This window comes from Fortiea contorta PCC 7126, from assembly GCF_000332295.1.
In the GTDB taxonomy this organism is placed as follows: domain Bacteria; phylum Cyanobacteriota; class Cyanobacteriia; order Cyanobacteriales; family Nostocaceae; genus Fortiea; species Fortiea contorta.
Map to the genome: position 1 here is coordinate 2313395 of NZ_KB235930.1, position 18278 is coordinate 2331672.

15 protein-coding genes and 1 rRNA gene (1 of these 16 cut by a window edge) are annotated in these 18278 nt (G+C 42.1%); 5 read left to right on the forward strand and 11 right to left on the reverse strand.

Annotation, left to right across the window (positions count from 1 at the left end; all coding sequences use genetic code 11):
* Positions 1–944: ribosomal RNA gene (locus MIC7126_RS0110635) — 16S ribosomal RNA — on the reverse strand (it extends 543 nt beyond the left edge of the window).
* A 307-nt stretch (positions 945–1251) separates the two neighbouring features.
* Here MIC7126_RS0110635 and nadC point away from each other — a divergent pair.
* Entirely contained in the window at positions 1252–2118 is an 867-nt protein-coding gene (nadC, locus tag MIC7126_RS0110640) for a carboxylating nicotinate-nucleotide diphosphorylase (RefSeq protein ID WP_017653124.1), read from the forward strand.
* A 169-nt stretch (positions 2119–2287) separates the two neighbouring features.
* Here nadC and MIC7126_RS0110645 read toward each other — a convergent pair whose 3' ends face one another.
* Positions 2288–2866 carry an SH3 domain-containing protein gene (locus MIC7126_RS0110645; RefSeq protein ID WP_017653125.1) on the reverse strand — a complete coding sequence of 193 codons (579 nt, stop codon included), beginning with the start codon at positions 2864–2866 and terminating at the stop codon, positions 2288–2290.
* Positions 2867–3257: 391 nt separating this feature from the next.
* Between MIC7126_RS0110645 and argS the strand changes: the two genes are divergently transcribed.
* Entirely contained in the window at positions 3258–5015 is a 1758-nt protein-coding gene (argS, locus tag MIC7126_RS0110650) for an arginine--tRNA ligase (protein WP_017653126.1), read from the forward strand.
* A 138-nt stretch (positions 5016–5153) separates the two neighbouring features.
* On the opposite strand, the gene MIC7126_RS0110655 is transcribed toward argS, so the two are convergent.
* The 4 genes from MIC7126_RS0110655 to MIC7126_RS0110670 form a co-directional block, all read right to left on the reverse strand.
* Entirely contained in the window at positions 5154–5954 is an 801-nt protein-coding gene (locus tag MIC7126_RS0110655) for a hypothetical protein (RefSeq protein WP_017653127.1), read from the reverse strand.
* A 70-nt stretch (positions 5955–6024) separates the two neighbouring features.
* Positions 6025–6339: a GNAT family N-acetyltransferase gene (locus MIC7126_RS27445; protein ID WP_338010326.1), complete on the reverse strand. Its 315-nt coding sequence runs from the start codon at positions 6337–6339 to the stop codon at positions 6025–6027.
* Positions 6340–6370: 31 nt separating this feature from the next.
* The gene (locus MIC7126_RS0110665) at positions 6371–7003 is read right to left on the reverse strand and encodes a hypothetical protein (protein WP_017653129.1); all 633 of its coding nucleotides are present in this window, start codon (positions 7001–7003) and stop codon (positions 6371–6373) included.
* The gene (locus MIC7126_RS0110670) at positions 7003–7686 is read right to left on the reverse strand and encodes a LuxR C-terminal-related transcriptional regulator (RefSeq protein ID WP_017653130.1); all 684 of its coding nucleotides are present in this window, start codon (positions 7684–7686) and stop codon (positions 7003–7005) included. The genes MIC7126_RS0110665 and MIC7126_RS0110670 overlap by 1 nt, the downstream gene beginning before the upstream one ends.
* A 101-nt stretch (positions 7687–7787) precedes the next feature.
* Between MIC7126_RS0110670 and MIC7126_RS0110675 the strand changes: the two genes are divergently transcribed.
* The 3 genes from MIC7126_RS0110675 (at position 7788) to dnaN (ending at position 11140) form a co-directional block, all read left to right on the forward strand.
* Entirely contained in the window at positions 7788–8444 is a 657-nt protein-coding gene (locus MIC7126_RS0110675; protein WP_017653131.1) for a DUF3386 domain-containing protein, read from the forward strand.
* Positions 8445–8734: 290 nt separating this feature from the next.
* Entirely contained in the window at positions 8735–9949 is a 1215-nt protein-coding gene (gene chrA / locus MIC7126_RS0110685) for a chromate efflux transporter (protein ID WP_017653133.1), read from the forward strand.
* 39 nt (positions 9950–9988) lie between these two features.
* Complete coding sequence (gene dnaN / locus MIC7126_RS0110690; RefSeq protein WP_017653134.1) at positions 9989–11140, forward strand: DNA polymerase III subunit beta; 1152 nt, start codon at positions 9989–9991, stop codon at positions 11138–11140.
* Positions 11141–11349: 209 nt separating this feature from the next.
* Here the strand turns inward: dnaN and MIC7126_RS0110695 are convergent, their stop codons facing one another.
* The 5 genes from MIC7126_RS0110695 to MIC7126_RS0110720 form a co-directional block, all read right to left on the reverse strand.
* Complete coding sequence (locus MIC7126_RS0110695) at positions 11350–14628, reverse strand: GAF domain-containing protein (RefSeq protein ID WP_017653135.1); 3279 nt, start codon at positions 14626–14628, stop codon at positions 11350–11352.
* A 363-nt stretch (positions 14629–14991) separates the two neighbouring features.
* Complete coding sequence (locus MIC7126_RS0110705) at positions 14992–16173, reverse strand: TRC40/GET3/ArsA family transport-energizing ATPase (protein ID WP_017653137.1); 1182 nt, start codon at positions 16171–16173, stop codon at positions 14992–14994.
* A gap of 131 nt (positions 16174–16304) precedes the next feature.
* On the reverse strand, positions 16305–16703 hold the full coding sequence (locus MIC7126_RS0110710; RefSeq protein ID WP_017653138.1) for a C6orf136 family protein: 399 nt from the start codon (positions 16701–16703) through the stop codon (positions 16305–16307).
* Positions 16704–16738: 35 nt separating this feature from the next.
* Positions 16739–17302 carry a hypothetical protein gene (locus MIC7126_RS0110715; RefSeq protein ID WP_017653139.1) on the reverse strand — a complete coding sequence of 188 codons (564 nt, stop codon included), beginning with the start codon at positions 17300–17302 and terminating at the stop codon, positions 16739–16741.
* A 41-nt stretch (positions 17303–17343) separates the two neighbouring features.
* On the reverse strand, positions 17344–18270 hold the full coding sequence (locus tag MIC7126_RS0110720; RefSeq protein WP_017653140.1) for a hypothetical protein: 927 nt from the start codon (positions 18268–18270) through the stop codon (positions 17344–17346).
* Positions 18271–18278: the final 8 nt, after the last annotated feature.

The following is an 18278-nucleotide window of genomic DNA, read 5'->3' on the forward strand; positions in this document are numbered from 1 at the left end:
ATGTCAAGTCTTGGTAAGGTTCTTCGCGTTGCATCGAATTAAACCACATACTCCACCGCTTGTGCGGGCCCCCGTCAATTCCTTTGAGTTTCACACTTGCGTGCGTACTCCCCAGGCGGGATACTTAACGCGTTAGCTCCGGCACGGCTCGGGTCGATACAAGCCACGCCTAGTATCCATCGTTTACGGCTAGGACTACTGGGGTATCTAATCCCATTCGCTCCCCTAGCTTTCGTCCCTCAGTGTCAGTTGCGGCCTAGCAGAGCGCTTTCGCCACCGGTGTTCTTCCTGATCTCTACGCATTTCACCGCTACACCAGGAATTCCCTCTGCCCCGAACGCACTCTAGCCGTGTAGTTTCCACTGCTTTTACAAAGTTGAGCTTTGCTCTTTAACAGCAGACTTACACAGCCACCTGCGGACGCTTTACGCCCAATCATTCCGGATAACGCTTGCATCCTCCGTATTACCGCGGCTGCTGGCACGGAGTTAGCCGATGCTTATTCCTCAAGTACCGTCATTTTATTCTTCCTTGAGAAAAGAGGGTTTACGACCCAAGAGCCTTCCTCCCTCACGCGGTATTGCTCCGTCAGGCTTTCGCCCATTGCGGAAAATTCCCCACTGCTGCCTCCCGTAGGAGTCTGGGCCGTGTCTCAGTCCCAGTGTGGCTGATCATCCTCTCAGACCAGCTACTGATCGTCGCCTTGGTAGGCTCTTACTCTACCAACTAGCTAATCAGACGCGAGCTCATCTTCAGGCAGCAAGCCTTTTACCTTTCGGCACATCCGGTATTAGCCACCGTTTCCAGTGGTTGTCCCCGACCTGAAGACAGATTCTCACGCGTTACTCACCCGTCCGCCACTAAATCCGAAGATTCCGTTCGACTTGCATGTGTTAAGCATACCGCCAGCGTTCATCCTGAGCCAGGATCAAACTCTCCGTTTTGTTAACGTTCGTTTTCTTTAGCTCTTTTGGCTGTTTTACACCTAGCCTGGTGATTCTCTTTTCTGACGCAGGCTACTTGTTTTATACTAGCTTTCAAACTATAATTTTTTCATGGTTCGGCGTCCTTCCGGCGTCGCTCTTTCGCGCTTCGCTTTCAGGCACTTATTCAATATATCCAACCTCTCTTTGGTTGTCAACTCTTTTTGGAAAAATTTTTCGGTGTTTTTGCGGTCGTTGTTGAAAGTCTTGTGGGATAAGCATTTTAAGCTATAGTATTCTTGGACATTGAGAAAGATTTAATGAAGTTGTGAGTCAGTTTGGTGTTTTGCCTCCTTGGCTGGTTTTAGATCCGCTGTTGCGTGGCTGGTTGCTTGAGGATATTGGTAGGGGCGATCGCACTACAAACAGCCTGCTATCTGAAAATTTCACGTCAGGAACAGCCAAATGGGTAGCTAAAGCCTCAGGAGTTATTACAGGCTTACCAGTTGCAGCTAGGGTATTTGAGCTTTTAAATGAAAAAGTTAGTTTTGTGGCTGTTGCGGCTGAAGGTACAAGATGTGAACCAGGACAAGTAATAGCAGAAATCAACGGTTCGTTGGATGCGCTGCTGATGGGGGAACGGGTGGCTTTAAACTTGGCTATGCGTCTAAGTGGGATTGCTACACTTACATCTAAATACGTAGAGAAGATTGGTGATTTACCTGCTCGTCTAGTAGATACACGGAAAACTACACCAGGGCTGAGACTTCTAGAAAAATACGCAACTGCTGTGGGTGGGGCGATTAATCATCGGATGGGGCTGGATGATGCAGTAATGATTAAGGACAATCATATTGCTGCGGCTGGGGGAATTGCAGAGGCGATTACCCGCATCCGCTCTCAAATTCCTTATCCTTTAACCATAGAAGTGGAGACGGAAAGTTTGGATCAGGTGAAGGAAGCTTTACAACATCAAGCTGAGATCATTATGTTGGATAATATGCCTCTGGATATGATGCGTCAGGCGGTGGAGTTGATTCGTCAGCAAGATAAGCGCGTAAAGATTGAGGCTTCGGGGAATGTGACGTTGGAAACTATTCGGGCTGTGGCTGAGACTGGAGTGGATTATATTTCTAGTAGTGCGCCGATTACTCAGGCGAAGTGGTTGGATTTAAGTATGAGGATTTCCGTGTAAGAACCGCGTTCTCGCCCAAATGCTAAACCGATTTCTGGCATCCATAGCTAGGATAATCAAAGTTTTGAGAATGCGGTTCAGGAAAAAATTACGAAAGCAATGAGGAGCGATGTCTGACGACAAGCCGCTCCGTGTCTACGCTTTTGATGTAAAGTAAGAGTATTGAGGATTAAGCGACTAACTGATACTCAACACCTTTAGCAGCAAAGCCTGTCTCTTTTGGCTCTATGTCTTTCGCATCGCTGCTGTTAGTAATTTGCAGTTGAGTTTCGCCACGACGAATGAATAAAGCGCGGTAGGTACGTCCATCCTTAATTGCAAGATAACCTTCCCACCCTTTGGTGTCCTTGGGTAATTTCGTTGCAGAAACGCCGCTGATATCGGTTTTGTTAGTCTGCTTATTGTAGACGTTCATGTACAGAGTTGTACCTGTTTGATAGACTCTCACTTGCCGCTTATCAGTCTCAAAATATAGACGTGTGTCGTCAGCATCGGGCTTTTGAGAGGTTTGGGGAGGTAATACTTTAATCACATCATCGCGTACCCAGCCGCTCTTCGTGTTGTCATAGCTAACTTTGTACCAAGTGAAACCGTCGCCGGGCTGCTTTTTTTCCAAAATTTTTACGCGAGTACCGACAGGCTTCTGTACAGCACTAGCAGTTAATGACGGATTGGAACGAATATTGATTTCACCTGTACCGCCTTTGTTATTTTTTAGTTCACCGAACTGTTCAGTTGTGCTACTCATGATGGATATTTCGATTTTGTTTTCAGTAGTGAGGTCGCAGACAGTATTTAATAAATATAGTTATTATCCGTAAAACCCAGTGTGTTTTTTGGGAAAAAATTCTAAAAAATTTGCCTAAATCCTCGATAAAAGCCTCAAGTTATGTCTTCTGGTAGAGGCAGTATATCTTGGGAGGTACCAGAGCATGACCGATTTTTACACAGCAAGAGTTTCGATTCCACAACTAGAGTTAAAATAACGAGAACATGAATGATTGCGCTGGGCGATCGCCAATTGCTCATAAGTGCAACTTATCTGTCTCTACAAAGCCTACACCGAAAAAGCTGGCCTGGGGAGTCTTAATTATGTTGCAATGGTGATTCCTGGGCGCTGGAACAATTGATAAATACCTATGAACGCTACGCAAGAACAATTAAAAGTTAAATTTGAGCAGGCTTTAGTAGCTGCTTTTGGTGCTGAGTACGCCGGAGTAGATCCGATTTTGGTGGCTGCTAGTAATCCTAAATTTGGTGATTATCAAGCAAATGTGGCTTTATCATTGAGCAAACGCCTAGGAAAACAACCAAGGGCGATCGCTGCTACTATAGTTGAAGAATTAGACATCGCCGCAATCTGCGAACCACCAGAAATAGCTGGGCCTGGATTTATTAATCTCAAACTGAAAACAGCGTACCTGGAAGCACAGCTTCAAGCTATCCAGAGAGATCCTAGATTAGGAGTCCCGACAGTAAAAGATCCACAACGTGAAGTTGTCGATTTTTCTAGTCCGAATATTGCTAAAGAAATGCATGTTGGACACTTACGCTCGACTATTATTGGTGATTGCATCGCCAGAATTTTGGAATTTCGCGGACATCATGTCCTCCGGTTAAATCATGTGGGCGACTGGGGTACACAGTTCGGAATGTTAATTGCTTACCTGCGGGAAGTTTACCCACAAGCCCTCACCACAGCCAACGCTTTAGATATTGGCGATTTAGTCAGCTTTTATCGCCAAGCTAAACAACGGTTTGATGCAGATGAAGCTTTTCAAGAGACAGCACGACAGGAAGTTGTCAAATTACAAGCAGGTGCTGAAGATACAATCCATGCATGGAAGCTGCTGTGTCAACAGTCAAGGTTAGAGTTTCAGGTAATTTATGATTTGTTGGATGTCAAATTAATTGAACGGGGAGAATCTTTTTATAACTCCTTGCTACCTGGAGTCGTAGAAGATTTAGACAAATCTGGATTACTGGTAGAAAATCAGGGTGCAAAGTGTGTTTTCCTAGAAGGGTTTACCAACAGAGAAGGTGAACCATTACCCTTAATTGTGCAAAAATCTGATGGCGGTTTTAACTACGCAGCAACGGATTTAGCAGCGCTGCGTTACCGCATTCACCAAGACGAAGCTAAACGGATAATTTATGTAACAGATGCTGGACAAGCTAACCACTTTGCCCAATTTTTTCAAGTGGCGCGCAAAGCCGGATGGATTCCTGACGATGTGGAACTTGTACATGTCCCCTTCGGTTTGGTGTTAGGGGAAGACGGTAAAAAGTTTAAAACTCGTTCTGGTGATACAGTGCGGTTACGGGATTTGTTAGACGAAGCAGTAAACCGTGTGCGCGCAGACTTAGAAAACAGGTTACAAGAATATGGGCGGACAGAAACTGAAGAATTTATTGCTCATGCTGCTGAGGTGATTGGTATTAGTGCGGTTAAGTATGCAGACTTAAGCCAAAATCGCACCAGTAATTATGTTTTTAGTTACGATAAAATGTTATCTCTCAAAGGCAACACTGCTCCTTACATGCTGTATGCTTATGTGAGAACTCAAGGTATTAGTCGAGAAGGTAATATTGATTTTGAGCAGCTAGGAACAGAAGCGAAAATTTTGCTTGCAGAAGATACAGAATTGACGTTAGCAAAACATTTGTTGCAACTGAGTGAGGTAGTTAGTGAAGTTGAAAAAGATTTACTACCAAATCGCTTGTGTGAGTATTTATATAGTTTAAGTGATAAATTCAATAAATTCTATGAAAATTGTCCAGTACTGCAATCTGAAGAACCCGTGCGGACTTCGCGTTTAGGATTGTGCAATTTAACAGCAAGAACTTTAAAACTGGGATTGTCTTTGATGGGAATTTCTGTGTTAGAGAGGATGTAAATTTTTATTACCTATGTGTGTTGAGGGATGACATTTGATGTACTAGCGAAGCGTAATGGTTAACACTTTTGACTCCATCTAACCAATCTTTTTCATCCCTCACTGACTGTTTTTTGACAGTAGTTAACTAGCTGAATATCATTCTAGTGATTTACCAGCTTTACTTAGGAGTTTCCCCAACTTTTGAATTGGGCCTTTAAATCCTCTAGCAGCGTTGGTTGCGGACTGTTGTGTTTGTTCACCTAACTTGGTGAGGACTTCGGCGAAGTCTGTACTTTTGGCGCTTTTGCGTTTCAAAAGTTGTTTGAGTTCTTTAAGTCCGTTGGCGATTTCTTGTAAGTTTTCGTCTTCAGACTTGTGCAATAAAGTGTACCAAGCATCAATTGCACCTTGTGCTGTTTCTTGGTCGAGATTGGTGAGGTCGTCTTCTTCCAGGGTATCGACTAACGAGTCTATTTGCTCAATTTGCTCGCGGTCTTCAGTTTTACCGAGAGAAACACCGATTTTAGTCAGTTGTTTACCCAGCTTTTGCAACGAAGCTTTGATTTCGTTATCAGCTTCGGATGCAAAATCGCTAGTTTGCTCACCAATTTCGATGAGCACTTCGCCAATCTCATGACCTGTAGCTTTACCACTTTTAATAAGTTGCTTTAGATCCTTCAGTCCATTAGCGATTTCTTTGATTTCTGGTTCTTTAGCCTTATTTAAAGGAGTATACCAGTCATCAATCAAACTTTGAGCAGCTTCGCTATCTACATTTGACAAATCTTGCTCTAATGCTGCAAAAAGCGCATCTAGATCCAAGTTATCAGTTGGATTAGATTTTGTAGCTGCTGTACCTTGTTTGTTTTTGCTTTGTTGTTGAGAAGCCATTTGTAAATTACGTAAGCAATAATGTACAGGTAACACTTTATAAATTTCTTCATCAATTTCCCTCATACTTAAGAGTCAATATACAAACATCACATATATAAACCTTTTGAGGGAAACTGTTTTCTCAAGTTGTGCGTTAAAGATTTTTTTGAGTATCTTCTGCAAATAGCACCAAACCAAATTCTTCTCCGGTAGGATGAAAACCAATACCTCTATAAGCCGCTTGCGCTGCTGAGTTTTGACGGTTTGTAAACAAAATAGCTCGTTCTACTCCTTGGGTTTTTGCTGCTAGCAAGGAACCAGCGACTACGCTTTTGGCGTAACCTTTACCCCGCAACGCCGGAGGTGTCCAAACTCCCCCGATTTGAACAATATCGGGTAAACGAGCGAATGAAGTCTGAAGTCTGAAGTCTAAAGTCTGAATTATGAAAGAGAGAATTTGATGATGGATAGTTTATTAGGTATTTAATAGATTTTTATAATTATCTATTCAATACGACAGGTGCAACAATGATTCCTGTCAAAACTCTCAGTAATTCCTCTAATTCTTCAGGAATACGATAAAGTTTAATATCTTGAGAAATTAATCTTTCTTGGCGATGAAATTTACCAAACCGCCAATCTTCGCCTGTGGTTACTGCTCCATAAAGAATTGGCGCTGCTGATTGTGTCCACTGGTCAAGGGCAATTAATTCTACTGCTAATTGAGTGAATCCTCGACCTAAGTCAGATTGTTTAGCTTCAACTACTAACATGCCGAAATCACTGTTTATGTAATAATCAAAGCTACCTTTAAGTTGCTCATTAACATTAATCGGATATTCAATATTTAATTGAGTTTGAGTTTCTGCACAAATTTCTAGCAGCGTTGGTGCAATTAATACTTCCCTTCTCGCCATTTCACTAATGGGGTTGACGTAAGTTAAGTTTCTCTGTAAATAACGACTTAAAAAATCTAAACATTGAAGATTATTTGTATACCTTGGTAAATCTAGACGTTTACGTTCATATCTACAATTAAACTCTGCAAGAATGTCACCTGGGGTGTAAGGTAATTCAAAATATTTGCTGAATGTATAACTTGTCCCTGGTTGCAGAATGGGGGGACGACTCATTAATTCATCCTCGATGAAACTAATATATCTTGCAAGCGTGCGACCATTTCTGCCCGGGCTGAAACTTTCAGCTTGCGAAACATCCTTTTTAAAGCCTGCTTGACAGAGTTTTGGCTAATCCAAAGTCTAGCGGCGATTTCGGCGTTAGTTAATCCTTGGGCTACTAGTTCGGCGATTTCTAACTCGCGGGGTGTCAAAGGACAGACTATTGAAGATGGGAATGTTTTTGATTGTGCTCTGAGGGTAGCCAGTTTTGTGGATAAATGAATGCACAAGGCGCTCAAATCGGCTAGATCGTTACCATTAAATGGCGGATTACCTTTGGCGCGGGCTAAGTTAAGGGTACCGACAAGACGACCGTCACACACAATCGGGCCGGTCATGACGTGTTCGTGGTCGGAACGGGGACATATATCTTTCCAGTCTCCTGGAGATAATATCAGTTGTTCGTGGGCGGGGGCGTGGCGTTCGACTACATAACGCCCAATCGGATTGCTTTCTAAGCAGACTGCGGGAATGCTGGGGGCGTCTATTGGCGCTGGGGAATGGGGGTCTAGCAGATAAATTCCCCAACTTTGTACACCAAAATGCTTGCCAACTGTGTCGTTAAGAGCTAGTTTAAGTTCTTGCTCATTGCGGACATTGGCGATCGCTTGAAACGCAGCATGAAGAGAATTAGCCATAAGTGTACCCAGTTGGGGTCTATGCAGGGCTTCACAATTACCTCTATGCTAATACCAGCAAAGGCAAAAAGCTAATATCACTAGTGGTTATAGGTGACGATATGACAGTTACACAACTCTCTGCTCGGGAATTTTTCCGCGCTGCTTATGAAAACCGTTACACTTGGAACCAAAATTTTCCTGGTTACACTGCAGATGTTACATATAAATATGACGACAAAGTGTTCACAGCTAAGGTTCACATCAAAGCTGATTTGAAAGCTGAAGTGTTGGATGTGGAGGATGAGCAAGCCAAGCAGGCGATTCACAACCAAGCTTGGGAAATCGCTATTCACCGCGTCCGTCGCGCTTTTGAAGACACTCACAGTGCTAATACTTTTAGCTATGGAGCAACTGCAGACAGCGGTGAAGTAGAAATTTTGGTCGGTGGGAAGTCGGATGGTGATAAGTACAAAGTCCGCAATAATGAAGTCAGCCATGTTCACCGTTTAATTCACGGAACTTTTGTAACTATTAACACCTTCAGCAGTCACAACACTGGAGAAGGCTACCTCTCCCACACCTACGACTCTGTATATCATGACCCCAAAACTGGGGAACAAAAGGGTGGTAGAAGTGAATTCACTGATGAATATGAACAGGTTGGTCAATATTTTATTCTCAACCGTCGGCAAATTCGCACCGAGACAGCAGGTAAAATCTCAACTCAGGAATTTATCTTCTCAAATATCCAGTTACTTGAGCCTGTTGCAGCTTAGACTCGATGGGGAAATTTCAGAGCCTTACTGATTACAGTATGAAAAATAATTTGCTGTAATTCCAAAATGTTTATACCTGCGCCGATTTTGTCAAATTTTGGCGCAGGTTTTGTTTGCATTTGATATTTATCTGCATCTCTACGCGCAAATTAAAAGCAGCGCTCAATACACATTAATTGTAAATTGTCAATCAAAAATTCCTGCCCCCTGCCCAACAACCAAACCTTAACCCAACAACAGTAATTTAAAAGTAGTATCAGTGTTGCTGAAAATAAGACTGTGGTCAACTTATGAGTAACTCAGCACTAAGTCGTTTAAGTGAACTTGCTCAAGTTTTCTGCAAATTGGGTGTCATCGGTTTCGGTGGCCCAGTCGCCCATATTGCGATGATTGAGGACGAAGCAGTGAAGCGGCGTCAGTGGTTGACACGGGAGCATTTTCTAGATCTGATTGGTGCAACTAACCTCATCCCTGGGCCGAATTCCACAGAAATGGCTATTCATGTGGGATATATCTACGCAGGCTGGCTAGGACTAATAGTTGCAGGTGTCAGTTTTATCTTACCCGCAGTACTGATTACGGGATTTTTTGCTTGGATTTATGTAAACTATGGCACTTTGCCGCAAGTATCACCTGTACTGTATGGGATTAAACCTGTGGTTTTAGCTGTAGTCATCAACGCTCTTTGGGGCTTGGGGAAAAAAGCAGTAAAAACACGCAAATTGTTATTAATTGCTGTAGCTGTAGTAATTTTATTGTTGGTATTAAAACTAAATGAAGTTATCGCCCTATTAATTGGGGGATTACTGGGGATGATTTGGTTACGTAGTGGCGATAAAAACACGCCGCCGAGTCAACAAGCTCACTTGATTATTGCTAGTTTAACTACTGGTGCAACCTTGAAGGCAACGGTAGCCAGCGCCGCCGCCGCTACATCTAACCTAGCGAATGTTCCTCTATGGCAATTGGGCTGGTTTTTCCTGAAAATTGGTAGCGTTTTATTTGGTGGCGGCTTTGTATTGATAGCCTTTCTGCAAGGGGAATTAGTGGGGGAGTATGGCTGGTTGACACAACAGCAATTATTAGATGCGATCGCTATTGGTCAATTTACCCCAGGGCCGGTACTTTCCACAGCTACCTTTATCGGCTACGTCATCGCCGGAATTCCTGGGGCGATCATTTCAACAGCGGGAATTTTCCTACCTTCATTTATCTTCACAGCGCTGCTGAATCCCCTTGTTCCTCGGTTACGCGCCTCAAAATGGACAAGTGCATTTCTGGATGCAGTCAACGTTAGTGCTGTAGCGCTGATGGTAGTCGTCACTTTGCAGTTAGCAGTAGCCACATTAAGTTTACCAAAAGCCCCATATTTAGATTTTTTGGCAGTAGCGATCGCCACCATCGCCGCAGTTTTAGCAATTCGCTTCCGGATTAATGCCGCATGGCTAGTTTTAGGCGGCGCTGTCGTCGGTGCGATTGCCGCACTCCTGGGCTATGGGCGTTGAAAGGATGCTACCATAATCACTTGTCAGCTGAATCTAATTATGAAATTAGTTTGCGCCCAAAGCGACCTCAGTACAAACCTTTCCCTTGTTAGTCGTGCAGTCCCATCACGACCGACACACCCCGTACTTGCGAATGTGCTGTTACAAGCCGATGCTCAAACTAACCAAGTAAGCTTAACAGCCTTCGATCTCAGTTTAGGAATCCGTACCAGCTTCACAGCAGAAGTACAGCAAGGAGGAGCAGTCGCCCTTCCCGCCAAGTTACTTGTAGACATCACCTCTCGCCTCCCTTCCGGAGAAATCACCCTTGATGATGAGTCCACACCCGCAACTGGCGAAGGTTTAACCGTTACCCTCACACCAAAAAGCGGACATTATCAAGTCCGAGCTATGGGAGCCGAAGAATTTCCCGAATTACCAGCGATCGAAAATGCCCAAACGCTACAATTAACAACCGCAGCTCTCATCGAAGGCTTGCGAGGTTCGCTATTTGCTACCAGTGGTGATGAAACCAAACAAGTACTGACGGGAGTCCATTTAAAAGTTACCCAAGACGCATTAGAATTTGCAGCCACTGACGGACATCGCCTAGCAGTCGTCGAAACCACTAACGAAGCTGACGACGATGATAGTCACGAAATTGAAGTGACCGTTCCCGCCAAGGCCCTACGGGAATTAGAGCGGATGTTAGCTCATAGTTCCTCCTCAGACGAACCCATAGCCCTATCCCTATCACCCGGTCAAGTAGTGTTTGCATGGGCTAATCAACGCCTGACTAGCCGCACCTTAGAAGGACAATACCCAGCTTATCGCCAACTCATACCCCGGCAATTTGAGCGACAAGTCACCCTAGAACGGCGACAATTCCTCAGTACTCTAGAGCGAATTGCTGTCTTAGCAGACCAAAAAAATAATATAGTCAAAGTGACTATTGACAGTGCATCTCAACAAATTACCCTATCCTGCGAAGCTCAAGACATGGGTAGTGGTAGAGAAACAATGCCTGCTCAAATATCTGGAGAAGACATAGAAATTGCCTTTAATGTCAAGTATTTGATGGAAGGGTTAAAGGCTTTGCCATCCACAGAAATTCAAATGCACCTAAACCAAAGCCTAACGCCAGTAATTTTTACCCCACTAGGCGGATTGAAAATGACCTATTTAGCCATGCCTGTACAATTGAGAAATTAGGCGTCGCTCATTTCAGATTTACCAAACCGTTTGGTAAAGAGGGAGAGGCTAGGGGTTAGGGGCTAGGGACTAGGGAAAAACATAGTTGCTTGTAGCCGACTGATAGTATCTCAATAACAAGAGCTCTAAGGAAAGGCATAGAGGCTAGCTCCTAACCCCTAATCCCTAGCTTCTAGCCCCTCACCCCTCGTGCTTTAACTGATTACTTTTTACTTGACATGTCGCACCGGAATTTCAATCCAAAATTCCGTACCTCTTCCCAGCTGAGATTCGCATTTAAAAATCCCGCCGTGTTTATCGACAACAATCTTGTAGCTAATTGACAAACCCAAACCAGTACCTTTACCAACTGGTTTGGTTGTGAAAAATGGATCACATATGCGTATTTTCACGGTTTCGGGAATTCCTGGGCCGTTGTCTGCAATACGAATCAAGACGCTCTCTACTTTGTTTTGCGTCTCGATGAAGCGAGTAACAATGTTAATTTGATGATGTGATCCTGATTCAGGCTGCTTGTAATCTTCTAAAGCATCAATTGCATTACTCAAAACGTTCATAAATACCTGATTCATTTGTCCAGCGTAGCACTCCACCAAAGGCAAATCACCATAATCTTTAATTAGCTGAATCGCTGGACATTCCGGTCTAGCTTTGAGGCGATGCTGCAAAATCAGTAGCGTGCTATCAATCCCGTCATGAATATTTACAGCTTTCATTTCTGCTTCATCAAGACGAGAAAAATTCCTTAAACCCAAGACAATTTGCCGGATGCGGTCAATTCCCATTTTCATAGAAGCTAGGGTTTTGGGCAAATCTTCAGTGACAAATTCTAAGTCAATGTCTTCTACCCGTTCTTCAATCTCTGGGCTGGTGTTACCAGCGTGCTGCTGATAAAGTTCCAGCATTCCTAATAAATCTTCGGCATATTCACTGACATGAGCGAGGTTGCCATAAATAAAATTTACTGGATTATTAATTTCATGGGCAATCCCAGCCACCAATTGACCAAGTGAAGACATTTTTTCAGTCTGGATGAGTTGGGTTTGGGCTTCTTGCAAATCATGGAATGCTTTCGTTAGCTGTTGTGCTTGCTGCTGAGTTTGAGTGAATAAATTCGCTTGTTGTAGCGCTACCCCCAGTTGGTTAGCAATTTGTGCCATAAACTTAATTTCCGAGGCTTCCCAATGACGGGGTGCAGAGTTTTGATAAGCCGCCAATAGTCCCCAAAGTTTTTGACCGATAAAGATGGGTGCAATCACATAAGCTTTAGCTTGCAATTGTTCTAAAATTTGAATGTGGCAGTTGCTGTGATTTGCCTGATAAATATCATGCACTGCAAAGGTTTCATTGTGGCGATACCTCCCACCAGAGTTTTCTTGTAAGTAGGTATCTTTCCAAGCAGTTCTTTGATCTAGTCCCACCAGCTTCACCCAACCTTCATCCACAAACTCAGCAATATATTCACCACTCCAATCTGGGTTAAATTGATACACTGCGACTCGATCTGTTTGCAGTGAGTTACACACTACTTGGGTGCTAGCTTGAAAAATTACATTCAAGTCCAGAGATTCTCTAATTTTGGTAACGACTTCAAATAGTACTCGCTGTTGATCTGCAGCTTGCTGTAAATCGACCGCCAGTTCTTGTGTTTGAGTGAGTAAATCAGCTTGCTCAATGGCTACACCCAATTGATTAGCAACCTGAATCGCAAATTGGATTTCAGAATCTTCCCAATGGCGAATTCCTGTACATTGATGAATGCACAACAAGCCCCAAAGTTGACCATTTTTCATGATGGGGTTAACTATCTGTGCTCTCACATAAAATTGACTGAGGATAGCAATATGACAATCTTGCATCCTGGCGTTGTCGATGTCAGACACCACATGTATCCGCCCCTGAGTGTATTGAGTGGCGTAATTTTCCCCGAAGCAGTGGTCATGAATCTTTGCTGTTAGGGCTGAGGGAAGATCTGGAAGTACATTTTCGGTAATGAATTCACCGTTATTAAATTCTGAACCTGAGTCAAAACGGTATACTGCTACTCGGTCAGCATTAAGAACGCGACGAATCTCGCTAGTTGTTGTCTGAAAGATGGTATCCATGTCCAAGGATTTCCGCATCTTCATGACAACTTCAAATAGTATATGTTGTTGTTCTATTGCTTGTTGTAGCTTGGTTGTGCGTTCTTGGACTTGATTTTCTAATTCACTATTGAATGCTTGCACTTGTTGGTATAACTGATATTGCTGAATCGCCAATGCAAACACTTGACTGATTTCTTGCGCTAGTTCAATTTCAATTTTGTTCCATTCCCGTGCTTGGGCTGTTTTCGATTCTCGCCAGACTTCAAAGGATAAACGAGGGTATAATTGCCGTTTGTCTGAGTCAAACTGACCAGCCCAAAGAGTTTCGGTGTCTATTTCATCTCGGAAAATAGTCAAAAATCCCAGCAATTCTTGACAGTAGTGGAGTGGAATTACTAGGATGCTGCGAATTTTAGTTTGATGAAAAGCAGCTTGCAAATTTCGCAAGTTGGGGTGGTGATAAATATCAGCGATCGCCCAAATATCATACTTACCACATTGGTAATGTTCATCCCAAATCAAATATTGCTCTAAAAATTTATTTTTCGCTAAATGGGGAATGATTGGTTGTTGACCATAAGTATAAATTTTGATATTTTCCTCTCCAGATGCCAAACATTCTCTGAAGCTGTTGACAGTTATATTTGGCAGATGAGAAGTTTGATTTTTGATGCAAAGTCTACCACCAGAACCAGAATATGTAGTGACGATTTCTGCTAAAGCAGGCTGTAACTCAATGGAAGTTAGAGAATGTAGGCGGGTAGCTACGCGGTTAATGATTGCTTCCCTGCTAGCCTTTTCACGAGCTTGTGTCAGTAAGTTACTTTGGGCGATCGCTATTGCTAGCTGATCCACCACTATCTGCACTGCTTCAAGTTCATATTCGGAAATTGCAGAAGATTGAGAATGATGAGACACCAATAGTCCCCAAAGTTGCTCTTGATAGAGAATTGGCGCGACTACAGTTGATTTAACCCCCATCGCACTTAAATAATCTACATGACAAGGGGCTATGGGTCGATAATGTATATCTTCTGTTTCCAGATTATTTAAATGAATTTGTCCAATTTGGTTAGTATCAAGATCAACAACAGAACGCACCCGTGATTTGATGAATAATTCTCGCGCCAGGGGAGGAATATCGTCAGCAGGGAAATTTAGTCCCAGCAACGAAGGTAAGCGATTTTGATCAATCGACTCAGCAATGACTTGACCACTACCGTCAGAATGAAATTTGTAAATCATTACTCGGTCAGTACCAAGTAGCGATCGCATCTCCGTTGCCGTTGTTGTAATAATATCTTCTAACTCTAATGTTTGACGGATACGGTTTGTAATCCGGCGTAATAAAGTCTCTTGCTCAAGACTCACACGCACGTCTGATTTTGATATCAGGTTCATTGCTTATACTTCAATAAAATTTCACAGCAAAAATTTCAATTCGTCAAAATACTTAAAATTTATAAAAACATTATTAAATTTATCTAATTCCCTTGTCCTCAGTGAAACTACGGGCAAATACTGTTAGTGTAATAAAATTTATTATTTTATACAAAAAAACATTGAAGCATGAAAAAATTGATGCTGAATTCTGGCTTCTGAATTCAGAATCAATTATTGGCGAATCTGCATCCTACGCTAAATTAGATATCACCAAATCTTCAATTTAATGGGGATGCAAAAATGCCGTTTATTCATGATAAATTCTGACTTCTGGCTTCTGAATTATATTTTGATCAAGTTGTCTTACTCTCAACACTAAACCTACATACCACTAGCAAAACGAATTTTGAGATAATCATTTTCCATTTTTGCTCCTGCAGGTTGAAGTGCAGCTAAAGCTTGAGGTAAAACCAAATTTCGGCGGTGATTGCCAATAGTAATATTCAATTCATCGGCAGTTTTGCTCAATTGCACTTGGTTTTTAGGAATCCCCGGTAAGTAAAGTTCCAAGCTATATTGATTATCTTCTTGGACAACTCTAATAGTTGTTTCTTTGTAATACACCTGGGTAGGATCTTCATCTTTATAAAGAGTTTCTTTCAATCTTTCTAAGGCTGCTACACCGCACATTTCCTCAGAAAAAAGCGGTACTTCTTTCACAGGTAAAGGATGAAAGTCATCATGAATTTCTTGGCGATATTCCTGCTGATTCTCTTTCCATCTTTGGAAAAAAGGATCTTGAACTTCTGGCGGAATAATACGATTAGCTACCACTAAATCCGTGGCTACATTATATAAACTCAAATAAGCATGAGCGCGGAGAGATTCTTTAATCACCATCTTTTCTGGATTAGTAACTAGCCGCACCGAAGTTTGAGTATTATCAGTTAACACCTTTTCTAGCGCTTCGATTTGTTCATAAAACTCATAAGGTGCATCCATGACTTCCTTATCTGGTAGCGAAAAACCCGCAATTGGTCGGAAAAGTGGCTCGACCAAAGGTCGTAATGCTACCGAGATATTTTGAAAAGGTTTATAAAAACGGCGCATATACCAGCCCCCAACTTCAGGTAAACTCAGCAGTCGCAAAGCAGTACCCGTAGGCGCCGAGTCAATAATTAATACCTCAAACTCACCTTCATCATAGTGGCGCTTCATTCTCACCAAGCCGAAAATCTCATCCATACCGGGTAGAATAGCCAACTCTTCCGCTTGTACTCCTTCTAAACCCCGCGCCTGCAAAACCTGAGTAATATAGCGCTTCACCGCTCCCCAATTTCCTTCCAACTCTTGTAAAGCATCGAGTTCCGCACCCCACAAGTTGGGGCGAATCTGACGAGGTGCGTGTCCCAGTTCCAAATCAAAACTGTCTGCTAGGGAATGGGCGGGGTCTGTACTTAAAACCAGCGTGCGATATCCTAACTCTGCACAACGCAGTCCCGTAGCCGCAGCTACGGAAGTTTTACCCACACCACCCTTCCCTGTCATTAAAATTACGCGCATTGATGATTCTTTCCTGTCTGAGAATTATTTACATTTATTTACAATTTAGCTTATATTAGTGGCAAAATTTCCTATTTTTGCACTCTTTCTCTGCGTCTGGGCGTGAGACAAAAAGATATTTAGACAAAAACTCAATCCTTTAACTGAAAAAAATGCTGTTTAACCACATCTAAACGCGAACAATGCCAATAATCAATATGGGAAACAATTAAACCAGAAGCATTAAGACGCAACTCACTCCAGCCAGAAATAGAAATGCGTGGGTTCCAAGGTAGAGGAGTATTCCAACTCAGTGTCCACTCAGTTTTAATGGTGTCTTCTAACAGTTGAATATCATGCAAATCCATTTTGGGATTTAAAAACCATTTTTGAATAAAATCAATAGTTTGCTGATAACGGTCAACACCACGAAATTTATTCAAAGGGTCTTGAAAATAAACATCAGTCGCGTAAATACTATAAGTCTGATTAACTGGAAATCTTTGATAGTCTTGTTTCAGAATTTGAATTACATCTTGAGTATTTAGCATTGCTTATTGATTATTCATCCCCATTTTTCACAATCTTAAATTTCATCCCAGAGGCGCTCTAATTGGCGTCTCCACGCGGCTAGAACTTGTTCTTGAGCTTCTTGGGTTTGCTCCATTTCTCCTAACAATCCTTCTGTGTAAAACCGTTCTAAGGTTTGCATTGTGGTTTGTAGGGATTGTCCTTGCTGTTTTGCTGCTTGAATAATTTGGCGGATGCGAGTTTCAATCATGCGATTGAAGACATCATCTAAACCAGCTTGATTGAGGGATATAAGTCGAGCGATCGCCTGAGCTAAATCGGCACTAACCAAAGTACCGCTATGATGTTGATATACTCCCCAAATTACGCCTTCATACAAAGCGTAGCGCACTTCCTGAGTGTCATCAAAATTCGCTTCTAGAAACTGTTCTAAAAATGGTTGGGCTTCTGCTACAGGTACAATTGGTAGCAAAACTCGCACCCAATTATCTTCCTCAGACAATAGTACCAATAAGCGAAAATTAGGTGTATCTATTTGCCATGAGCCAGGAGCGATCGCATTCACAGCCTCTGCTCCAAATAAATCTGTCAATGTGGTAGCAATTTCTTCAGGTTTCATACAATTTTATTTACTTGCAGTTAATGCACATTGTACATTTATTAGCTGGCTTTTTTATAAATTAAAAACACAGAACCAATCGGCCCAAAATTTTCTACATAAATTTTATTCTGGTAATATAACCCCGGAGACATACCCCCATCAAACAAAATACCTTCTTGAATTTTTCCTAAACAATTATTCTTGGCAATACCCGTTAATACATCGTCAAACATATTTGGTAATAACTCCTGATTCAGTTGCGAAAATTGCATATCTGAATTAGCTTTCTTGTCGTTAACTAACAAAATTACATAACCTCGATCAGTAATCGCCGCCATAGAGCGGTTAATGGCACTTCTACAAGCCAATTCTCCTAAATCTCGACAAATATCTTTAAATTCACCGCCGCGATAAAATCTCCCATTCCCACCCACTAAATTGTAATTAAGAATTGCTTCTTGTCTTCTACCTGCTTGAATAGTGGCGCGTCTCTCTCTGGGTATACCCCCTGAGATTCCCAAAGAAGAACGCTTATTTTTAAAGTCTCCAGAATACTCTACACCACGAGAAATATTTAAGCCTTGTGGTTTATCATCAGTGCCTATATAGTCAGCGTTGATAGCTGCTAAAGGCTTTTGCCTGTTCAATAGAGCATTTTCCTCGGTGATAATTTCTCGAAATTGTTTGGGTATATATTCTTTCCGAAATTTTCCTCGATTATCTTTGACATAAAGTCGATGAGATAAACCAACATTAACTTTAAAATCTAATAATTCAGATTTAGGATTAAAAACAATTACATGGTTGATACCTTTTGCGTCTCTTTTGCCTTGATTATTGGTTTTAAAAAATTCAATACTAAACTTAGCATCATTACCAATACAAGTTTTGGCTACTACTAGCGCTGACTTAGCTTGACTATCCTTACAACCAGATAACAAACTCATAATTAACATTAAGCCAGATAAAAAGAATAACTTTGTCATGAATAAAT